The following is a 20,837-nucleotide window of genomic DNA, read 5'->3' as shown; positions in this document are numbered from 1 at the left end:
GGAGTTGACAACCTATATAGGAACACCCCCTCTAGCACCCAAATCACCAGCACTACTTCAGCAACTAGTACCACTGCTACGTCAAGCACATCGGCAACCAGCAGCGCTTCTTTGACTAGTCAAACACCATCACCAACCTTGCCCGTCGATGCAGAAGATGATGACGATCTTCACGTAGTGCCGCCGCAGAACATCGGCCAAGAAAAAGACCCAGTAATCGGTTACACCGAAGCACCTGGAGAAACATCCCCAACACCGATGAACAAAACCATTTCAACCTGTGGCGATCCTTTGCTCCATGAGCGCGGAACAACATTCTTCACAGACGGAACCTCTGGTTGGACGCAGCAATGTTCCAATGAGATGGACGTTCCTGTGGAACCTGCCCAGGCCCCTGCGCCAGCACCTGAATATTCGGGCGGCGACAGTCGAACCTGCGCTGAGATTGGCCACAAAGTTTACCCCGGCGATCCGGAATACAGTCCCGACCGCGATAGCAACGGTGATGGCGTAGGATGCGAGTCCCAGCCGGGCTAGACGTACCTATGATCCGGTTTAAGTAGCAATTACAGAACGAAGAAAGCCCCAGCTAAACATCGTTTAGCTGGGGCAAGTGGTGGAGCCGCCGGGAATTGAACCCGGGTCCTTCGTCACCTCGCCAGGGCTTCTCCGTGCGCAGTTTGCACAGGATCTCTACTCGGCCCTCCGGCACGGGCAAACACGTTCCGGATGATGGGCCCAGTTGCTCTAGAAGTCCCCTTCCGGCCGAACAACAAACCAGAAAGGCAAGTTCCTTAGTCGATGCCAGGAACCAGGTCAGGAACTAAACCTGGGCTGACAGACACGCGTCGCTGAAATTAGGCAGCGAGGGCGTAGTCACGCTGAGAGTTCTTCTCTGCGTTTATTGGTTGCTGCGACGCTTACGGTGGTCTCCAGCCTGCACCGGCACGCTTCCCCTGGCTCAATGTACGAAGTCGAAACCAAGTCGACCCCATTAACCTACAGAGCGGGTATGTGCAATTCTCTGCGGTTTGCTCTACGCTACTCCAACACCGGCTTAGGGCTCAAGTCCCCGGCATAAACCCTATGTGGTTCATCGCTGCCCTACTGCGCATCCAGCCAATCTTTGAGCACTGTAGCGTGGTTTACCTCGCGGTCCTTGGCGGCGAAGATAAGCGTTACTGCACCCTTGTCTGCGAGGCGGCGCAGGTTTTCCATATCTTCGGCGTCGTTCGCGTCAAGCTCAGACTTATAGCGCTTGGAGAACTCATCGAATGAATCCGCGTCGTGGTTCCACCACTTGCGCAGCTCAGGGCTGGGAACTACGTCTTTGAGCCAATAGTCCGGCGCCAAGTCATCCTTGCTTATCCCGCGCGGCCAGAGCCTGTCCACGAGCACCGACTTGCCGGTTACTTTTGTCTCGCCCTTGACGACGTCGTGTGCCTTTGCCGTATGAATCATGGCACCCAGGCTACGTCGTGGCGGCGCTTAGGCGTTGATTCCCTTGATGCGGCGCCCCAGTTCGCGGGTGATTTCGCGGTCTTGATCGCGGCGCTTGATGGCCTCCCGCTTGTCGTAGTCCTGCTTACCCTGGGCAAGGCCCAACTCGCACTTGGCACGGCCATCTTTCAGATAGACCTTGAGCGGCACCAGAGTCTTGTTGCCATCGCGCACCTGCCCCATGAGCTTGTCAATCTCACGGCGGTGCAGCAGCAGCTTGCGGGTGCGCTTTGGCGAGTGGTTTGTCCAGGTCCCCTGCGAGTACTCAGGGATGTGGAGGTTGCGGATATAAACCTCGCCGTCGTCGATGGTTGCGAACGCATCGACGAGCGAGATTTTGCCCTCACGCATTGACTTGATTTCGGTTCCCACCAGGACCATGCCGCATTCGAGGGTATCGAGAATCTTGTAATCGTGACGGGCACGGCGATTGGTGGCTAGGGTCGTGTTGTTATCGACCGCTGCTTTCTTCTTTGCCTTCTTCGCCATAATTTCTACAACTATACGCGGTGCTTACTTGCGCACATAAGCGCGCAGGGTAATCTGCGCCGTCAGTGCAGCAAAGATCAGTGCGAATACGCCCACGATAGGCAGAGCAACCAAAATGTCCGAGCTCTTAATCGGTGCCAGAAGCTGCGATTCGTAGAGATTCTTCAGCGAGGGGTCAACCACCGCGGACTTACCCACGGAGATGCCCACACCAGCGAGCACGACGCCGATCAGCGTTCCGAGGAGTGCTTCCAGCACGAACGGAGCCTGGGTCATCCAGCGGGATGCACCCACCATACGCATAATCGAGGTCTCACGGGAGCGGTTGAAAGCAGCAATCTGAACCATGTTCGCGATCAGGAAGATAGCTGCGATTGCCATCACGGCTGCGAGCACGAAGGTGGCATTGCGGATGGCGTCCAAGTTATGGGCGGCACCGCGGACTTCTTCTTGCTGGTCAATGATTTCGCCGACTGCCGGGTTGTCTTTGATGGCGTCGACTGGCGCGGTATCCGTGGGATCGACCAAGCGGACGTGGAAGGCCGCTGGCAGCGCGTCGGGAGAGGTCTCCTCCACCATCACAGGATCGGTCTCCTTGAAGAGCTCGACGAAGCGGTCGTAGGACGCCTGACGGTCACGATAAGTCACCGATTCCACGTCGTCGTCGCTTTCCAGCTGCTTCTTCAAGTCAGCGCATTCCGGAGAACTACATTCCGGATCGTTTGCTGAGATGTCCTCATTGAGCTGAACCATGACTTCCACGCGCTCCAAGTAGATCTCCTTGGTGTCGTTGGTCATGTTGGTCACCAGCACGCCGGCGACGACCAGCGCTACGGAAATGGCGGTCGTGATAACCATCGCCACCGTCATGGTCAGGTTGCGGCCGAGCCCCTTAAAAGCCTCGCGTAAAACTAGTCCTAGTTGCATTTACAGAGCCTCTCCGTACAGTGCGTGGTCTTCATCGCGAACGAGCTTGCCGTTGTGCAGCTCGAGGACGCGCTGGCGGGCATCATTGACGGCACGTGCATTGTGCGTAGACATGATGACTGTGGTGCCGCGGCGGTTGATCTGGGATAGCAATCCCAAAATCTCCGAGGCAGTACCCGGGTCCAGGTTGCCCGTCGGCTCATCTGCAAGGACCAACTTGGGGCGGTTAACAAAGGCACGCGCCACGGCAACGCGCTGCTGCTCACCACCGGAAAGCTCGTGCGGCATGCGGTGCTGTTTGGAACCCAAACCCACCATTTCCAGAACTTCTGGAACCGCTTTGTCGATCTTGGACTTCTTCTTGCCAATGACCTCGAGCGCGAAGGCCACGTTTTGGTAGACGTTCAGTTTCGGCAGCAGGCGGAAGTCTTGGAAGACGTAGCCGATGGACTGGCGCAGCTGATTGATCTGGCGGCCTTTCAGCGCATTGACGTGGAAATCGCCGAAGTGAATGTCGCCGGAGGAAACATTCGTCTCACGCACCATCAGCTGTAGGAATGTCGATTTACCGGAGCCGGAGGGCCCGATCAGGAAGACGAATTCGCCGTCATCGATCTGAAACGAGACGTCGTCAAGCGCGGGCCTTGTCGACGTTCTATAAACCTTGGACACATTTTCAAAGGTGATCACTCAAGCCACATTAGCAACATGAGTTAACAACAGAAAGTGTAAAACCTAACTTTCCTGCTCTTCCTTCTGCGCCTCAGCCATACGCCAGCGGATTCCGGCCTCCAAGAATCCATCCAGGTCACCGTCGAGCACCTTCGATGGATCGCCCACCTCATAGTTAGTGCGTAGGTCCTTGACCATCTGATACGGATGCAGGACATACGAGCGCATTTGGTTTCCCCACGAGGCATTACCGCCTGCGCCGAGCGCATCCATCTCCGCTTGTTCTTCCTGACGCTTGCGCTCCAAAAGCTTGGCCTGCAGCACGCGCATCGCCGAGGCTTTGTTCTGGATCTGGGATTTTTCATTCTGGCAGGTCACCACGATGCCGGTCGGAATGTGCGTCAGACGCACCGCGGAATCCGTAGTATTAACTGACTGGCCGCCAGGGCCCGAAGAGCGATAGACATCGACGCGCACGTCCGCATCCGGAATATCGATATGGTCGGTCTGCTCCACCACCGGCAGCACCTCCACCTCAGCGAAGGAGGTCTGGCGCCGACCCTGATTATCGAAGGGCGAGATGCGGACCAAACGGTGGGCGCCCTGTTCTACAGAAAGCTGGCCGTACATGTACTCGCCGTGCACCACGAAGGTGGCCGACTTGATGCCCGCCTCCTCTGCATAAGAAATGTCGTAGACATCCACCTTATGGCCATTCTTTTCCGCCCAGCGCACGTACATACGCATGAGCATCTCAGCCCAGTCCGCCGCATCCACGCCACCTGCACCGGAACGGATGTTAATAACGGCCTCGCGCGGGTCATACTCGCCCGAAAGCATCGTGGTCACTTCCAGCGCCTCGATGAGGGTGCCCAGCTCGTCTAGCTCGTCGTCGGCAAGCGAGGTGTCCCCCTCTTCCTCCGCCAACTCGTACATAACCGGCATATCGTCCACGCGAGAACGCAGCGATTCCAGCTTGCGAATCTTGGCCTGCGCGGCCGAAAGCGCGGAAGTCACCTGCTGCGCGTGGGCCGGATCATCCCACAAAGAGGGGTCACCAGCCTGAGCCTCGAGCTCACGAACCTGCTCAGCTAAAGCTGCAGGATCCATGACCTTTTCAATGGTCGTAAGGGTGGAATCCAATTCGGCAAGACGGGCTGATTGTTCGGGACGCATAGCGCCCAAGTCTACCTGCGCAGCACACACAATTAGCCATCGGCCGCATTTAGCGGGACAATAGCTCCATGACTCAACAGCCGAGCTTGAATGAGATGATCGACGCGATCACCAAAACCTTTCTGGTAGCTCACGTAGATGACACCGACGCACACCTTGCGCAGGCACTCGTTTACAACGCAGGCCGCCTAGCATGGCGCATGCGTGAGCAGGGCATTGACGTCGATCAGAAGACCTCCATTTCTGATGTCGTCACCGATGCAGACCGCGCCACCGAGCGCTTCGTTGCCGGCGTGCTCGAGGTGGTGCGCCCCGAGGACGGCATCCTCGGAGAGGAGGGCGCTACCCGCCCTTCCACCTCGGGACGCAACTGGGTCATCGACCCAGTAGACGGTACCTATAACTTCGCATCTGGCTCGGATTACTGGTGCTCGGCGCTCGCGCTTACCGACGCCGAGGGCGTCATCATGGGCGCAGTGCACCGCCCCGCCATGGGCTACACCTGGTTCGGCGGCCGTGACTTTCCTACTTCCCGTGATGGAAAGGACGTCGCCAAGCTGCAGGATAAACCGGCAAATGAAACCAGCATGGCAACCTACCTGCACCCTACATCCATTCAGGACCCAGAAATCCGCGCGGCCTGGCAGCGTGTGTCCGAGCACTTTGCTACAGTTCGCATGCTCGGCGCCGGTTCCGTGGACCTCTCCAGCGTTGCCGACGGCACCTGGGGTGCTTGGATGCAGCACAGCGTCGCGGACTGGGATTGGTTCCCGGGCAAAGCGCTGGTGGAGGCCGCAGGTGGCGCCGCCCGCAAGGTAGAAGCAGGCGGTGTGGAATGGTGCATCGCTGGTAATAAACAGGTTGTCGATCAAATGGAGGCATGGCTCCGTGGGTAAGTTCAAAGAAGACTTAGGCCTCGCGCTCGAGCTGGCAGGTCACGCGGATGTCATCACGATGCACCGCTTTGAGGCTTCCGATCTTTCGGTCAAGGACAAGCCGGATATGTCCCCGGTTTCTGACGCTGACTTGGCCTGCGAGAAGCAGATTCGTGAGGCTCTCAAGCGCTCCCGTCCGCGCGACGAAGTCTTAGGTGAGGAATTCGGTGGCACCCCCACCTTCAAGGGCCGCCAGTGGGTCATCGATCCAATCGATGGCACCAAGAACTTCGTGCGCGGCGTGCCGGTATGGGCCACGCTGATTGCTCTTTTGGAAGACGGTGAGCCTGTGGTTTCGGTGATTTCCGCGCCTGCTTTGCGACGTCGCTGGTACGCCGCCAAGGGCGGCGGCGCCTACCGCGTATTCGGCGGCGAGCCAAAGCGTCTACACGTCTCGCAGATTGACCAGCTCGAAAACGCCTCTCTGGCCATGGGCTCGTTGGCAGGCTGGGCTAAGCGCGGTTTGCGTGATTGCTTCGTGGAGCTCTCCGAAAAGACTTGGCGTCTGCGCGGCTATGGCGACTTCTGGAACTACTGCTTGGTGGCAGAAGGCGCAGTCGACATTGCGGCTGAGCCTGAGGTCTCCCTCTGGGATCTTGCAGCGCCGTCTTTGCTGGTAACCGAGGCAGGCGGCAAGTTCACCGGCCTCAACGGTGAGGCCGGCCCGCACCACGGCTCTTCGGTGGCTAGCAACGGCCTGCTGCATACGGCAGCGCTGGAAGCGCTGAAACTGCAATAGACAAAACAATCACTAAAACGGCTACATGCCCCGCGCTTCAAGCACGGGGCATGTAGCCGTTTGTGGGAGAGATTAGTTCTGCGGGAGCGTAAAGCCTGCTCCTACCCCACCGCGGCGGTTCATGTCCGCAAGGATTGCGTCCATGTTCATCGCTACGGTCGGATCGTGCAGAGCGCCCTGCAGCGGGGTGCGACAATCAGGCAGACCCGGGATAAGACCGCGGGAGATTGCACCGATGATGCGACCCTTGTACATAACCGGTGCGCCGGAATCACCTTCCATGGCGCAGACCTGGTTGATCTGGACTTCCTTGGCCTGCTGGTAGGTCATGCCACAGGTAGTGCCGGTTGCGACGCCAGTCTTGCAGGTGACAGCGCCCGGCTTGACATTGCCGCCAACCTCCGTGGCATGCACGCCATTGTAGTTGCGGGTTACCTCAGCCTTGGAGCCGAACTCGATGACCGAGTAGTCCAGGTAATCGTTCCTGGAGGCAATGGTGCCGGTTGGGCCAACCTGCCAGGAATCGGCGGAAGAAACTGGGTCACCGACGTTGCCGCAGTGTCCCGCGGTGATGCCTACCTTGCGGCCGGCTGCGTCGGTGCCTGCTGCGGTCAAGGTGCACATGGTGTCCTGACGAACATACAGCGGCGTACCTGGGCCGTACAAGGACTTTCCACGCGTCAACGCCGCATTGGATTCTTCAGGTACGCGCGGTGCGTCGAAGTAGGAACCAGGTACGCGATGCAACACGTAGTCATCGAAGGGCTTAGCGGCTGCCGCCTTGGAGAAAGCATCGTTCTTCCAGACGTAGTTCGGATCCGTGCCCTGTGGCTTAAAAGCTGGCTGCGTTGCCTGCTCAATCATGCCGACCGGGTTCGGGTTGGTCAGCGGTTGCGCGTACTGCTGGCTATCCGCATTCGCTTGTTCGATGACCGGCTGCACTGCGTTCTGGGCCTGGGACACTGCATCGTTGACGGCCGAATTCAGCGCTTTATTCTGTTCCTGAATTTGGTTCTGAACCTGGCCTTGCACTTGTGCCTGGGTCTGCGCAGCAGGCTGCTGCGTCTGCAGCATGTCACTTAAACCAGATTGCGCGCCGAAGCGAGCAAACTCATCGTTGACATGATTAACCACGGCATGCGCGGCGGCAGCTGGGTCGAATGGCTCGGCAGCAGGCAGTTCTTGGGCGCCTGCGGTGGGGCTCGCAAAGAAAAACGCACCTGCGAAAGCCGAGCCCACGATGACTTTCTTTAGGTGCGGAATGTGAAGCATGAACAAATCCCTCTATCTCTCTTGCTATTGGTCTAGCAAGGATCATCATTTCACGCGGGTAGGTATTACGAAGCTCTAATTTGCATCTGTTTCCAACCCGTTATCGTTTACACAGTTTGCGGGTGTACCCAAAATCTTTGCCTTACCTAAAAATGGCCGCTGTACTAGGTTTTCTTTGTAAAACGTCAAAGGGGCCTGGCCCCAACCCAACCGGGCTGGATATAAGGTGTCTACCTAACAGGGGCCAGGCCCGAAGCTGGCGGCCGCTTCATTTCTCTAGCGGGTATCGCCGGGCCGCACGGCGGGGATGCGGTTGCGACGAATGGGTTGCTTCACGACGCCGTCGTCAAGCGTTTGAACGGGTAAACAGAGTTTTCCGACCTATCGCAATTTGCGACCAGCGGCTCACCATCTCCTGTCCGCGTGACCGATATCCAGGATACGTCGCAGCTCAGCAAATACCTCAGGGCGTACCTCATGGGTTACTACCCGTCCACTCTTAGACCTAGTAAGCAGCCCGGCATCCGCCATGGTCTTTAAATGATGCGATACCGTCGGCTGACTAAGCCCAGAAACACAGGCCAGCTCCCCCACGGTCATCGGACTACAGCCAGCGGCAGCGAGCTGAGACAAAATTTGCAGGCGCGCCGGTTGCGCCAGCGCTTTGAAGAGCGTTGCCGCAGCCTGCGCTTCCGCCGCGTCGAGAGGCCGACCGCCAAGTGCGCAGCATGCTGAGATTTCGTCCATACCTGTTGAGACTACACGGTCTCCACTCTGGACATATTGACATTCATCGATATATCGATTACACCGGAAACCATGGCACAGACTACAAAGTCACTCAGCTTCCTAGATCGCTTCTTGCCGCTTTGGATTGCAGCTGCAATGGCAATTGGCCTCATCCTGGGCAAAATTGCACCGTCACTTGTGAACTGGCTGGCAGAGGCAAAAATTTTGACAATTTCCGTACCAATCGCCATCGGCTTGCTGGTCATGATGTACCCACCGCTCGCAAAAGTCCGATACGACAAAACGGGCAAATTTTTGACATCAAGGAAGCTGATGGGCATTACAGTCTTCCTCAATTGGATTCTCGGCCCCGCACTAATGTTCATCCTTGCCTGGATATTCCTCAGCGATAGTCCAGAACTGCGCACTGGCGTGATTATCGTCGGTCTCGCCCGCTGCATTGCAATGGTTTTGGTCTGGAACGACCTATCTTGCGGCGATACTGAAGTCGCCGCCGTATTGGTGGCCGTAAACTCGCTATTTCAAATTCTAATGTTCGGCGTTCTAGGGTGGTTCTACCTGCAGATTCTGCCCTCCTGGTTGGGACTGGAAACCACTTCCGTCACCTTTTCTTTTTGGGCCATCGCACTATCCGTAGTGGTATTCCTCGGCATTCCGCTTCTGACTGGCGCGGCATCACGCATAATTGGTGAACGCACCCGTGGTCGCGACTGGTATGAAAATGAGTACTTGCCCAAAATCTCACCATTGGCGCTTGCCGGCCTTCTATACACAATCGTGTTGCTCTTTGCACTTCAGTCACAGCAGATTGTTGAGAATCCCTGGACCGTTGCGAAAGTGGCGCTGCCACTAGCGATCTACTTCCTCGCCATGTTCGCGATCGCTCTCACTTCGGCCAAGACCGCGAGCATGAACTACGCAACCTCCGCATCGATTGCCTTTACGGCTGCCGGAAATAACTTCGAGTTGGCAATTGCAGTTGCGATTGGCACCTTCGGCCCATTGTCCCAGCAAGCACTTGCGGGAACGATTGGACCACTGATTGAAGTTCCCGTACTCGTTGCACTTGTCTACGTCACCCGCTGGCTCGGGCCGCGCCTTTTCTCCAATGATCTTTCCGTACCGGACAAACTATAGAAAAGGAGTCTGAAGTGAAGAAAATCCCAAAACTACTACCAATGCGCTTGCAGCCAAATCAGTTGCAGAAATCGGCGCCTCTATAGACGATGCATCACCAAAGCCCATTGACCCCACGATTCTCCAGACTGCAGATCGTGTTGTCTTCATCGGCGATGATGCTCCAGCACAGGGCATAGCCGGCGACCGCTGCCCACCAGGTGGGAAGCAGGTTCAGGGTTGGGCCAGCCACGCGTTACCTACCGACACGAGAGCAATGGGAATGGCAATGATTTAACAGATACGCGAGGAAGACGCCTGGCACCTCGGACTAAGTGAAACTCGTCAGCATTGATCTCAGGCCACTAGGTTACGCGCGCCCTGGGCTCTTTGAACACGTTAGCTTCACAGGGAATGTACAGACGAAACACTCTGTTTTTACTCAAAATCACCTAATGTATTGCCAGATTCGGTTGCTACAACTAGAAAGTCGTTTTGATTAAGACGCTTATAGGGAGAGCTTTTTACCGAAGAGCACCTCCCGATAAGTTGTAGTACAAGGAGAAAACTGAGGTGAATAAACCTTCACGAATTGTGGGGCTTGATATAGCGCGCTCACTCGCCATCATCGGCATGATCATTGTCCATATGGCCTCACTGCTTTGGAGCACAAAGGTTGTGCTCTCCGGCCTGCCTTCATCATTGTTCGCCATTATTGCCGGCGCCACCATGATGATTATCGGCCGAAATTACAGCAGCACCACCTTCTTGCGCCTCATCACTCGCGGCGCTCTGATTATTCTCATCGGCCTGGCCTTGTTGCCGGTCGGTGGAGAAATTCAAGTAGTCCTCATCGTCATGGGTCTGGTAATGATGTTGGTTTCCTGGATGCCAGCACTCGGAACCTGGTGGCGAGTCGGCTTCTTCATCGCCGCAACTATCGGCGCAACAATAAAGTACGCGCCCATGACGCTGCCACAGATTTATCCGCTACTGGCGTGGATTGCATACTTCATCGGCGGCATGCTGCTTTACGACGTCTACCTACGCGGTCGTCTGCAAGACACTTCTGCCTCCAAGACTAGCGCTAATGCCCGGTTGAGTTGGATTATTACCGCTGTCAGCGTTGTCATCACAGCCGTCGGCATGTACTTCCGATTTGATCCCGAGATTGCTGGCTGGCTCCGATTTACCGGACATACCGGTGTCTTCGGCGAAATCATTCTCTCCGTCGCCATTGCCGCTGTTGTGCTGCATTTGTGTCTTTTCGTAGGCGACCGCTTCCCGACCGCGGTTTATCCATTCGCGGCCATGGGAACAATGTCGCTGACCATTTACGTCCTGCACGTTCTCACCGCGGCTTATTGGCAGCAGAATGTTGCATTGCATTCCACGCTGTCTGCAGCAGGTTTCATCGTATTCTTCCTCGTCATCGCAAGTCTCTGGAAGAAGTTTGTGGGTCAGGGCCCTGCCGAAAAACTCGTTGCCACCGCAATCAAGGCCATTGTTCCTTCTGGGAAAGGGAAATAACCGTGAAGAAAACATCTTTTTCCATCGCAGCAATTGTTAGCAGCACCCTGCTTCTAACTGCGACTCCAGCTCTTGCATTGGAAAACGGCGAACCCGCACCTGCAAATGCTGAAAGCAGTTCTGTGGCCGCGCTAAAGATCGGCAAAGTCGGCAATTTCGGTGACTGCACCGGAACGCTAGTTGCCGAGCAGTGGGTGCTCACAGCACGCCACTGCCTAGAGTCTGTGAACAACGAAGGAACCCAGGCCCGCATCGGCGGGAAAGTCTACGATGCCGATTCTTGGGCGCTGTCTCCAATGTCTGATGCAGGATTGCTTCACCTGACTCAAAAAGTCACTGACGCAACCCCGGCGAAGGTCTCCCGCGATATTCCAACACCTGGACAGGTGGGAACTCTCTACGGCTGGAGCAGCAGCTCGTCGATGGCCCGATCCGGACAGCTTCCGATGTCCAAGATGGTCGTCAATGAGCTGCTGGGCGGAGGCCCCGATGAAGGAACTCCAAGTGAGGCTGCGCCTGGTGAAGCTACTCCAGGTGAGGCTACTCCAGGCGGTGCCATGGAATCAATGGAAATGCAGCCAGGATCCGTCATGCCAGGTACAGCAATGCCAGATGCAGCTAAGCCAGATGCTTCCAAAACCGAGTCGATCCCTGCTGGAACCGAAAGCATCCCAGCCGACGCTGCCATGATGCCGATGATTGAAAGCGCCATCCTGGACGTACATTCCGTATCTGGCGCAGGTATGCAGGGCGGCGACTCCGGCGGACCATTCTTCGTCGATGGAAAGCTCGCCGGGCTTGCTACCGCCGGAACTTCCAATGGAGATCCTGATCTGCCCTCCCCCAGCGCGGCAATCACCACCCTCGCAGGCACTGCCGACTGGATTGACGGTGTCACCTCTGGTCGCGACAAAGAAAGCGTCCTAACCGCAGAGAACACTCCTGCTCCGCCAAAGACCATTCAGACCAGCGCCGATCACATGTGGGGTTACCTCGCCATCGCGTGCGTTGGGCTGGTTATCGCAGCAGCCTGGTCGCGCATTAGGAATGGCCGACAGTAGAACCGTCTAACCACAACCACAAGCCGCCTCCCCAGCAAGTACTGGGTAGGCGGCTTTTATCGTGCATACTAAGAATCGACGATGTGATTCACATAATTGCTATTTGGTGAAGTCGTGTCTCGTGAAGGCGAATGGGGCAAATGGAAAGCGGGACGGAGCAAGACACAAGAGAGCACCATCCTTCGGGTGACCTCCTACCTCTGCCCTACTCCGCAGGGGTAGGGTGTGACAGGTGACGGTCGCGCTTACCTGTCAGTGAAAACCCCGCCGACTGTTGGGTTCGACGTTTGGAACCGGACTGTTGAAAAGCTGCGCGGTGTCGTGAAATGCGACGTTGAACTGCGCCGTTTGGCCGCTGACCGAGTGGCAATCGTCACCCCGCCGAGGGCTGCCCGCATGACCCCTGGGTGCCTGGCGCAGACGAGCAACTCCATGTAACTGGCACCGACTCGTTGGAAGAGTTTTGCGCGTCATCTGTTGCCGCGTATCCGCGCCTGGCGTGGGTGCAGGGCCGCCAGGATCCAGCTGATTATGTGCTGCGCAACTTCAATGCCAAGGAGCGCGAGGAACTCGCTTTCACCCTGCCCACCGCGGCGGAGGCAGTGGAGCTAATCGCCAGCCACGGGCTGGAAATTGCTCAAAACCAGGTGCACGGGCGGTAGTAGCTAGCGGCAAGGCAGCAAAGAGCCCCCTTCCCTCCCAGCTTTCACAGGGATGAGGAAGAGGGCTATTTTCGCTTTCTAGGAAGCTTCAGCCTTACAGCTCGTCGGTGTTCGTGCTGCTCGGTGTTTTCGTCGGCGGTTTCGCTCTGCCCACCGAGCGCCTGGCGGTGGGATTCGGGAAGCTGCGGCAGGGCGCCCGTGAGGGCATCGACCAGGTGATGAGGATCAGGCGCCCGAGGAGCTCCCCGTCCGACACGCCCACGACTCGGCGTAGCGGCCGCCCTTCGCCAGCAATTCATCGTGCGTGCCCCGTTCTGCGACCGTCCCGTCCTCCGAAAGCACGACGATGAGGTCGGCATCGCGGACGGTGTGCAGACGATGGGCGACGACGATCACGGTGCGATCGCCGCGCAACGCCTCCATCGTGCCGACGATCGCCCGCTCAGTGGCCGCATCCAGCGAGGACGTCGGCTCGTCGAGAAGCACCACCGGGGAATCCTTCAGAAGCGCCCGGGCGATGGCGAGGCGCTGCCGCTCGCCTCCCGACAGCAGCGTCCCCTCCTCCCCCACCGGGGTATCCCACCCGGAAGGCAGCAGCTCCACGATGCGGTCCACCCCGGAACGCCGAGCGGCCTCGCGCAAGCGGTCCCCGTCACCGGGCCCGGAACCGAATTCGGGGTCGGCGAAGACCACGTTGTCCCGCACGGACGCGTCGAAAAGGAACGTCTCCTGGAACACCGGGGTCACCAGCGAGTTCACGCCGTCGGTGCCGATCCGAGGCAAGGGCACCCCGCCGATGAGGATCTCCCCCGAGTCCGGATCATGAAAACGCGACAGCAGCCGCATGACCGTCGTCTTGCCCGCCCCCGACGGTCCCACTACAGCAACCAGCGCTCCCTGAGGTGCACGGAAGCTGACGCCGTCGAGAACCTTCTTATCCCCGTACCCGAAGCTCACGCCGCGGAACTCCACGTCATGCCCGTTGGGCAGCTCCGGTGCGGTCGGTTCGGGAAGGGCGGGGATCGCCCGCAGGTCACGCAACGCAGCCAACGTGTTGCGGCCCGCACCGAAACCGCCGGACAACGCTCCCGCCGTGGTGATCGGTCCGGTGAACTGGACGACCACGATGAGCATTGGCGCCAACTGCGCCGGCGCCATCCCGCCCGTCGCGGCGACTGCTACGGCGACGATTACCGCCGCCGTGAACACCGCATGGACGACCGAACTCAACCGTCCGATGGCCGCCCCCTGCGTCGACGTCGCCTTCGCGAACGTATCGTGTTGGGCCCGGATCGCCTCATCCACCATCGCGTCCGCCGCTGAACCGTCGCTCGCGGCGCGAATCGCCTGCTGGCAGCGGGTGAACTCGATCAGCCTGCCGGAGACGGCAGCGACGGCGTCAGCATGCGCTTCGTCCGACTCCCCGCCGACCCGGCCAATGGCCCGGTAGGCGAAGAAGAGCACCGGCGCCGACGCGACGAGAACCAAACCGACGCGCCAATCCACCGCCAGAATTCCGAAGGCGATGACGGTCGGCGCAACCACCGCGGCGATGACGGGCCGCAGGATCACGTGCGGCACGGACGCCGCGAACGCGATACCCGACGACGCCATCTCCGAAAAGCGGCCGGCCGTGGACTTGGTGACGTACCCGAGTGGCAACGTCAGCACGCGTTCGCCCAGGGAACGCAGCAGGGACGACAGCACCGCTGCGGAATTCGCCCTGCCGACCGTCCCCGCGGCGAGGGACAGCACCGCATGGGCGACCGCGAGGCCGGCGATGACGCCGGTGAAACGCCACGCCGTCGCATCATCTCCCTCGGCCAGAGCCGACAGCAGCGGCAGCAGCGCGACGAACGCCGCTCCCTGGGCCAGCGAGGCAAGCGCGGCCAACGCAATGAGCCACGCCAGCGTCATTCTCGAGCGCCGATCCGTCATCAACCACAAGTCCCGAATCATCGGTTCCCCGCCTTTTCATCGTCTGATTCAGTGCCCCGCGGAGCGGATGGTTCGTCGTCGAGCGCGAACGCGCGCCACAAATCCCGGTAGCGGCCACCGCGCGCAAGCAACTCGTCGTGGGTACCCGCCTCCGCGACCGCTCCCCCATCGAGAACGAGGATGCGGTCGGCGTTGCGGATCGTGCTCAACCTGTGCGCGATCACAATCACCGTCCGCGAACGGGCCAAACGCTCGATTGCGGACTGGATGAGGGCCTCGGAAGCCGGATCCGCATAAGCGGTTGCCTCATCGAAGATGAGCACCGGCGCGTCCGTGATGATCGACCTCGCGATGGCCACGCGCTGCGCCTCACCGCCGGAAAAGGTCACGTCGACGTTGACCACCGAATCCAGACGCTTCGGCAGCGCCGCGATGACCGCATCGAGGTTCGCGAGCTTCGCGGCCGCCATGATTTCGCCGTCGGTGGCGTCTCTCCTGGCCAGCCGGATGTTCTCCCGCAACGGCAGCGTGAGCAACTGCGGATCTTGGAACACCACCGACACCGAGCGGTGTACGTCGCGCACGGCGATGTCGCGAAGATCGGCGCCGCCCAGCAGCACCGAGCCTTCAACGGGGTCGTGGAAACGCGCCAACAGCCGGGCGACGGTGGACTTTCCGGAACCGGAGGACCCCACCAGCGCAGTGAGGGTCCCCGGTTCGAACGTCGCGGACATCCCGTCAAGGACCCGCGGCCCATCGCCGTAGGAGAAGACCAGGTTCCGGACCTCGAGCGCGCCTCCGCGCACGGGCACCGGATCGGCGGGCTCGGCGATTGGCGGCGTGCCCAGCACCTCCGCGATGGACTTCAGGGCGGCAATCCCCGCGATGATGGGTTCGGAGTTCATGGCCACCCGCACGATCGCCGCGGAGAGTCCAAGGCTGAGAACCAGCCCGGCGACGAGACCCTCCGGTATGCCGCCCGCGGCGTCCCTCAGAGCGAGGCCGGCCCAGCACACCACTGCGAGGACTGTGATCGGGGACGTCACCACGTCGATGAACCCGAGATAGATGTTCGACTGCCGGGACCAGGCGGCCCACGCGCGGACGAACGACAACGCCGCGGCATCGTAGCGACCCGCGCCCTGGTTGGCGCGTCCGAAGGACTTCATCACCGGGATACCGCGCACCAACTCGATGACCGCGGCCGTCACTCCTTCGGAGGCTCGCTCGTAGTCGCGCTGAAGACCGGCTCCGCGCGAAATCATCACGCCCATCAGGGCGAAGGTGACCAGCACCGGGACGACCGCCACCGCCGCGATCCGCCAATCCACCGCGACGAGCGCGATGAGGGAAAGCAGGGGAACCAGCACCGCCACCACGGTCTCACCGACGGTGTGGCCCATGAGCTGGTGGACAGCCGCGACGTCCTTCTCAACCGACCCGATGATTCCCGACGAGCGCCGGGCGTCCAGCCAGCCCAGCGGCAACTTCCGGATTTGGGCGACCAGCCGGCGCCGGAGGTGGAGCTGCAGGTCGTTATCCGCCCGGTGCGAGAGCATGCCGGCGGCGCCGTCCGCGGCCATGCGCACCGTTGCGGCGACGACGATGACAGCCACGGCCAACCACGTCCGATGCTCCGGGGCCTCCGGGTACGTCATCGCGATGTCGATGATGCCGACCAGCGAAGCGACGGTAGCCACCGACGACAGGACGGATAACGCGACCACCGCACGCATCCGCGTCCGGATCGGGGCGAGCAGCGACCACGGGCCTACGGTCTCGTCCACGGCGCTCACTTGCCCGCCTCCCCGATCGCGCTTTTCTTCGTGAGAGTGCAGAAGTACACCATGCCGGCGTGTGAGGCTCTGCCCAGCTTCAGCCCGTTGGCTTCGGCGAGGTCCTCGAGCTCGCTGCCCCGGAACACCCGGTGGCCCATCTTCGCCATGACGGCCATGTCGACCCGCTCGTTCACGTCGGGATCCTCGGCGAACGTCTGCGCGTAAGCGATGCCGCCGTCGGCGAGCAGACCGGCGACCCTGCCGAGCGCGGCACCCGCATCCTTCATTTGGTGGAGCGCGCCGCACACCCAGATTTCATCGGTCCTGCCGGGCTCTCCCGCGAGCGGCGCGAGGACGTCGGCGACGTGGAATTCCGTCCGGGCCCCGAGCCTTTCGACGGCGGCGCGTTCGCGGGCGATGCGGATCGCATTGGGCGACAGGTCGTAGCCGACGATGTTCGCCCTGCGATAGCGAGGCTCGGCGGCGAGCATGCGGGCGAGCCACCCGGTTCCGCAACCGAGGTCGAGAACCCGGGCCGGCGCATCCGGCCCGGGATCCAGCGCACGGAGCTTCCGATACACGGCGGCGGCGTCCATCGGTTCACGCGCATAGCGGCTGAGGAACCTCGGCTGGACCTTGTCCTCGTAGGCCGCGAGGAGTCTGCGGTTGTTCTGGACGATCTGGGCAATCGACTTCATCTGGTTCTGTCTCCGGGGTGTGTGGTCCGCGTCCACGCGGCGGTTTCGGGTTAGGTGCTCGGGTTCGCGGGCCGTCGTCGGCGGCGCCGCCCCCGTGGACGTGCCCGTCATGCAGACTCCCCCGGCCTCGTTTTCACGGCGATGCCCCACGCCGCGAGCACGGCGATGCCTAAGAACCAGGCCGCGCAGACCACCAGACCCGCAGACCCGGTGCCGTTGACGGCCTCGCCGGCCGCGGATACGGGGGTGTGCCCGGCGATTCCGCGCAGGAGGGGACGAAAGTGGTCGGCGGGCATGAGCACCGTGTTGACGAACATCGCAACGATGATTAACGGGATGAGGGCCACGGAGCCCTGGGGGCTGGTGATGGAGAACGCGATGTACGTGCCGGTGCATGCGGCCGCCGCGGCAACCATCGCGCCGGTCACCGCGATCCTCCACCACCAGGACGCCTCCGGGGGGCCGTCGGAAAGCAAGGCGGCCACCGCCGCGACGACGACCGTCATCGCCATGATCCGGATGAACTCAGCGATGATCCGTGCGGCCGGCACGGCCGCGTACGGCGCCGGCATGGTGATCAACCGCTCGTGGAGGCCATTGCTGCGTTCAACGAACACAGTGGACGATCCCGTGATGGCCAAGATGAACGCCCACGTCGTCACGACCAGGATGACCGCGTTCGGGAGTTCGAACTCTCCGGTGAGCTGCCTGACCAGGCTACCGAACATGCGGTTGACGATGAACAGGTACACGAGCGGAGCAATGAACGTCATGAACCAGAAGTCGGGGCGCCGCAGCCAAATGTGGGCGATGCGCCGCAGATGCACGAAGATGGCGCCGATCATGATTCGCTCCTCGAGGTGAACCGGCGGATGAACAGGACGATTCCGGCGACCACCGCGACACCGAGCCACAGGGCTGCCTCTTCCCCGGCACTATCCGGGAAGGCATCCGGGGACGCCGCCCTGATCACCTCGATGATCGGCGAAAACGGCATGTGACGTAAGACGTCGCGCAGGGAGCCGTCCAAAGCGGTCGCCGGAATGAACGCGGTGGAGAACATGAGCAGCAGCATTTCCAGCGCCTGGATCGATGAGGCCGTCGACACCGGGGCGGGCACCATCAGGATCACCCCGTCCGTGACCAGGGACAGGACCGCCGCGGCGAGCAGCGACCACAGGACAGTCCACGCGACGTCACCGACAGCCATGTCGAGGCCGCAGGCCCACGCGACGACCAGCAGCGCCGCGATCGACGCGGACATCCGCAGCACATCGGTGGCGAGCCTGCCGGCGACATAGCCGCCTGTGGCCCCGGGCAACACACGCACGCGGTCAACGAGCCCGGATTCGACGTCCTGTCCCACCGCCATCGCCGACGCCGCGGCAGTGAACATCGCCGCCTGGAACAGGCAGCCGCCGAGCACGAAACGCAGGTACCCGAAGCCGGATTGCCCCGCCGAGTACCCAAACACCGCGTACAGGCACAGCAGGAAGAGGGGCGGAACTACGAACATGGAGATCAGCGACGCGGTGTTGCGTCGCAACAGCAGCAGATCCCGACGGAGAAACGCCGCGACCGACGTCGCACTCATCGCGCCGCACCCCCTGCGTTCATCGATATGAACACCTCGTTGAGGGTGGGCGGCGACACGCTCAGCGAATCCGGCGACGCTTCCGAGGCCTCCATCGCCTGCGCCACCGCCTCGAGGACCCGCGGTCCGGGGTCGACGTCGAGGGACACCGACTTCCCCGCGACGCGGGCGCCGTCTAGGCACGTTCCCCCGAGGCAGCAGGCGAACGCCTCCGCCTCGGCGGCGGTGGCGAAGGACACGCGGAGCACGTGCGACCCGAAGTCGCGGCGCAATTCCTCCGGCGTTCCGCTGGCGACGATGCGGCGATCCTTGAGCAGATGGACGTGGTCGGCCAGCGCCTCCGCCTCTTCCAGGTACTGGGTGGTCAGCACCAGGGTCATTCCGTCGTCGCGCAGTTGCCGGATGAAGCCCCACAGCTCTTCGCGGCTGACAGGGTCCAGCCCCGTTGTGGGTTCGTCGAGGAACAGCAGCCTGGGCACGACGCACAGCGACGCGGCGATGTCGAGACGGCGCCGCATGCCACCCGAATAGGCCGACGCCAGCGTCGAGGCACTGTCCGCGAGCGAGAATTGCGCGAGCAGTTCCGTCGCGCGGGCGGCCGCGGCGGCGCGGTCGAGTCCGCGCAGCCGCCCGAAGAACTCCAGGTTCTCCCGGCCGGTGAGGTTCTCGTCGATCGCCGCGAATTGGCCGGTGGTGGCAATGTCGGCGCGCACGCCCGCCGGGTCCTCTTTCACATCGCGCGAGAAGATGCTCACCTCGCCGGAGTCGGCGGTGATGAGCGTCGACAGGATTCGGATGAGGGTGGTCTTGCCTGCACCGTTGTGGCCGAGGAACGACACTATCGCCCCGGCGGGCACGGTAAAACTCACGCCGTCGAGCACATGCTTGCGCATCCGGGCGCCGCGCTTTCCCTTGCGCCCGCCGTCCGGCGGGGCACCTGCCCCGCCTTCGGGCGGGGTGCCCGCATTGCCCGCAATCGGGTAGCTCTTCGTGAGGTCGCGGACGACGATCGCCGCACCTCGTTCAGCTTGATCCGTCATCGTTTCCCCTTTTCTTTGGTATCGCAGTGGGCCGCTGTCGGCAGCGGCCCCGTGGTCGGGTTGTCATGCGGCACCTCGATATGGATGCCCGCATCGCGGGCGAAGGCGAGGACCGGTTCGAGGAGCCGGGGGTGGCCGACGAGATCCCGGCACCCCGGCGCGACCGGCTTCCCCGCGACCGCCACAACGGTGGCGGCAGCAATCGACCTCGCACCGGGAACGCGGGGACCGCCTCGGCGCCATCCCCGGAATCCACGTCCCCCGCCTGAGAGAAGTCCAATTCAGCATCACCCGGCATCGCCGCACCCGGTTCCGCGGCAGCGTCATTGACGATGGACACGTCGAGCAGCCGGTCCTCGCCCACGACCACGGCACCGTTTGCGCCGGTGAGCAGCGTGTGGCTGCGTTCGTCGACCAGGATCGGGGCCCCGGGCATCATGTCCGAGAGCGTCCGCACCCTGTCGACGTCAACCGGGCCCGACACCGGCGGCGCAAGCGCCGGAACCGCGCCGGCGTAGACGCAGCCCCAGAACGCCCGGATGAGCCCGCGGTTCTCCGAAACTTGGAAGATCACGCGATCGCCGGGGCCGATGCCGGCTTCAGCCAACCGAGTCGCAGCCGCCACCGCCTCCGCGTGGACCCGGCCATACGGGACGAAGACGTCCCGCCGATTCTCGACGAAGGTGATCCCCTTCTTCGTCTCATCGGCCTTGTCCCGAAGCACGTCGCTGATGGTCTGGATCGTGTTCATTGGTAGCTCTTTCGGTTGTCGGCGCCATGCCGGTGCCGGGCGGACCGGGCCCGCATGGCGTGACCCGGAGGATGTGTCTGAAGGGTTGAAAGGGTGAAGCAACTGGGTGGGACGCGTCTCCGCACAAGCTCGGAAACGCTCGCGGGCCCGGGACCCGCCGGTTCCGGGTGCCCGTCAAGTCACTGCGGACACCAGGGCGGCGACGAAGG

At 61.2% G+C, this 20,837-nt stretch carries 21 protein-coding genes, 1 other RNA gene and 1 pseudogene; 8 read left to right on the top strand and 15 right to left on the bottom strand.

The genetic code is table 11. The features are described from left to right. The coding region (locus HMPREF2888_RS12375) for an excalibur calcium-binding domain-containing protein (RefSeq protein ID WP_210386797.1) at positions 1-537 on the top strand (537 nt) is incomplete at its 5' end. Between the two features lie 77 nt (positions 538-614). Here HMPREF2888_RS12375 and ssrA read toward each other — a convergent pair. The 6 genes from ssrA to prfB all read right to left on the bottom strand — a co-directional run bounded on the left by ssrA (position 615) and on the right by prfB (position 4,764). Then, positions 615-993: a transfer-messenger RNA gene (gene ssrA, locus HMPREF2888_RS02085) on the bottom strand. Positions 994-1,104: 111 nt separating this feature from the next. Beyond that, complete coding sequence (locus tag HMPREF2888_RS02080; protein WP_070518131.1) at positions 1,105-1,461, bottom strand: DUF488 domain-containing protein; 357 nt, start codon at positions 1,459-1,461, stop codon at positions 1,105-1,107. A gap of 27 nt (positions 1,462-1,488) precedes the next feature. Continuing rightward, on the bottom strand, positions 1,489-1,989 hold the full coding sequence (smpB, locus tag HMPREF2888_RS02075) for an SsrA-binding protein SmpB (protein ID WP_061921111.1): 501 nt from the start codon (positions 1,987-1,989) through the stop codon (positions 1,489-1,491). A 24-nt stretch (positions 1,990-2,013) separates the two neighbouring features. Then, entirely contained in the window at positions 2,014-2,916 is a 903-nt protein-coding gene (ftsX, locus tag HMPREF2888_RS02070) for a permease-like cell division protein FtsX (RefSeq protein WP_070456360.1), read from the bottom strand. After that, positions 2,917-3,606, bottom strand: a complete 690-nt coding sequence (gene ftsE, locus HMPREF2888_RS02065) for a cell division ATP-binding protein FtsE (RefSeq protein WP_061921107.1) — start codon at positions 3,604-3,606, stop codon at positions 2,917-2,919. 45 nt (positions 3,607-3,651) lie between these two features. Continuing rightward, positions 3,652-4,764, bottom strand: a complete 1,113-nt coding sequence (prfB, locus tag HMPREF2888_RS02060; protein WP_061921119.1) for a peptide chain release factor 2 — start codon at positions 4,762-4,764, stop codon at positions 3,652-3,654. 68 nt (positions 4,765-4,832) lie between these two features. Between prfB and HMPREF2888_RS02055 the strand changes: the two genes are divergently transcribed. Further along, positions 4,833-5,660, top strand: coding sequence for an inositol monophosphatase family protein (locus tag HMPREF2888_RS02055; RefSeq protein WP_061921105.1), 828 nt, complete (start codon positions 4,833-4,835; stop codon positions 5,658-5,660). Then, complete coding sequence (gene hisN, locus HMPREF2888_RS02050; RefSeq protein ID WP_061921103.1) at positions 5,653-6,438, top strand: histidinol-phosphatase; 786 nt, start codon at positions 5,653-5,655, stop codon at positions 6,436-6,438. The genes HMPREF2888_RS02055 and hisN overlap by 8 nt, the downstream gene beginning before the upstream one ends. A gap of 72 nt (positions 6,439-6,510) precedes the next feature. Here hisN and HMPREF2888_RS02045 read toward each other — a convergent pair whose 3' ends face one another. After that, entirely contained in the window at positions 6,511-7,710 is a 1,200-nt protein-coding gene (locus tag HMPREF2888_RS02045; protein WP_061921101.1) for a S1 family peptidase, read from the bottom strand. 252 nt (positions 7,711-7,962) lie between these two features. Between HMPREF2888_RS02045 and HMPREF2888_RS12370 the strand changes: the two are divergent. Continuing rightward, positions 7,963-8,076 (top strand): annotated as a pseudogene (locus tag HMPREF2888_RS12370) (histidinol-phosphatase); the annotation flags it as partial. A 39-nt stretch (positions 8,077-8,115) separates the two neighbouring features. On the opposite strand, the gene HMPREF2888_RS02040 reads toward HMPREF2888_RS12370, so the two are convergent. After that, positions 8,116-8,457, bottom strand: coding sequence for an ArsR/SmtB family transcription factor (locus HMPREF2888_RS02040; protein WP_061921099.1), 342 nt, complete (start codon positions 8,455-8,457; stop codon positions 8,116-8,118). Between the two features lie 72 nt (positions 8,458-8,529). Between HMPREF2888_RS02040 and arsB the strand changes: the two genes are divergently transcribed. The 4 genes from arsB (at position 8,530) to HMPREF2888_RS02020 (ending at position 12,829) form a co-directional block, all read left to right on the top strand. Further along, entirely contained in the window at positions 8,530-9,597 is a 1,068-nt protein-coding gene (gene arsB, locus HMPREF2888_RS02035) for an ACR3 family arsenite efflux transporter (RefSeq protein ID WP_061921097.1), read from the top strand. A gap of 552 nt (positions 9,598-10,149) precedes the next feature. Beyond that, a complete protein-coding gene (locus HMPREF2888_RS02030; RefSeq protein ID WP_061921094.1) occupies positions 10,150-11,106 on the top strand; it encodes a DUF418 domain-containing protein in 957 nt (318 codons plus the stop codon). A 2-nt stretch (positions 11,107-11,108) separates the two neighbouring features. Then, complete coding sequence (locus HMPREF2888_RS02025; protein ID WP_061921092.1) at positions 11,109-12,167, top strand: trypsin-like serine protease; 1,059 nt, start codon at positions 11,109-11,111, stop codon at positions 12,165-12,167. A 407-nt stretch (positions 12,168-12,574) separates the two neighbouring features. Next, the gene (locus HMPREF2888_RS02020) at positions 12,575-12,829 is read left to right on the top strand and encodes an aminoacyl-tRNA hydrolase family protein (protein ID WP_061921090.1); all 255 of its coding nucleotides are present in this window, start codon (positions 12,575-12,577) and stop codon (positions 12,827-12,829) included. Positions 12,830-13,054: 225 nt separating this feature from the next. Here the strand turns inward: HMPREF2888_RS02020 and HMPREF2888_RS02015 are convergent, their stop codons facing one another. The 7 genes from HMPREF2888_RS02015 to HMPREF2888_RS12690 are packed head-to-tail and all read right to left on the bottom strand — an operon-like array spanning position 13,055 to position 20,628. After that, a complete protein-coding gene (locus tag HMPREF2888_RS02015) occupies positions 13,055-14,788 on the bottom strand; it encodes an ABC transporter ATP-binding protein (protein ID WP_061921088.1) in 1,734 nt (577 codons plus the stop codon). Next, a complete protein-coding gene (locus HMPREF2888_RS02010; protein ID WP_061921086.1) occupies positions 14,785-16,563 on the bottom strand; it encodes an ABC transporter ATP-binding protein in 1,779 nt (592 codons plus the stop codon). Before HMPREF2888_RS02010 ends, HMPREF2888_RS02015 begins: the two co-directional genes overlap by 4 nt. Continuing rightward, entirely contained in the window at positions 16,560-17,354 is a 795-nt protein-coding gene (locus HMPREF2888_RS02005) for a class I SAM-dependent methyltransferase (RefSeq protein WP_235591013.1), read from the bottom strand. Before HMPREF2888_RS02005 ends, HMPREF2888_RS02010 begins: the two co-directional genes overlap by 4 nt. Next, positions 17,351-18,088, bottom strand: coding sequence for an ABC transporter permease (locus HMPREF2888_RS02000; RefSeq protein ID WP_061921084.1), 738 nt, complete (start codon positions 18,086-18,088; stop codon positions 17,351-17,353). Before HMPREF2888_RS02000 ends, HMPREF2888_RS02005 begins: the two co-directional genes overlap by 4 nt. Continuing rightward, positions 18,085-18,837 carry an ABC transporter permease gene (locus tag HMPREF2888_RS01995; protein WP_061921081.1) on the bottom strand — a complete coding sequence of 251 codons (753 nt, stop codon included), beginning with the start codon at positions 18,835-18,837 and terminating at the stop codon, positions 18,085-18,087. Before HMPREF2888_RS01995 ends, HMPREF2888_RS02000 begins: the two co-directional genes overlap by 4 nt. Then, positions 18,834-19,877: an ABC transporter ATP-binding protein gene (locus tag HMPREF2888_RS01990; protein ID WP_061921079.1), complete on the bottom strand. Its 1,044-nt coding sequence runs from the start codon at positions 19,875-19,877 to the stop codon at positions 18,834-18,836. Before HMPREF2888_RS01990 ends, HMPREF2888_RS01995 begins: the two co-directional genes overlap by 4 nt. After that, on the bottom strand, positions 19,861-20,628 hold the full coding sequence (locus HMPREF2888_RS12690; protein WP_061921077.1) for an acyl-CoA synthetase family protein: 768 nt from the start codon (positions 20,626-20,628) through the stop codon (positions 19,861-19,863). Before HMPREF2888_RS12690 ends, HMPREF2888_RS01990 begins: the two co-directional genes overlap by 17 nt. Positions 20,629-20,837 lie beyond the last annotated feature (209 nt).

Source organism: Corynebacterium sp. HMSC077D03 (genome assembly GCF_001808545.1).
Classification (GTDB): Bacteria; Actinomycetota; Actinomycetes; order Mycobacteriales; family Mycobacteriaceae; genus Corynebacterium; species Corynebacterium simulans.
Note: the sequence above shows the minus strand (reverse complement) of the source record. Positions and strands in the feature narration are given on the sequence as shown.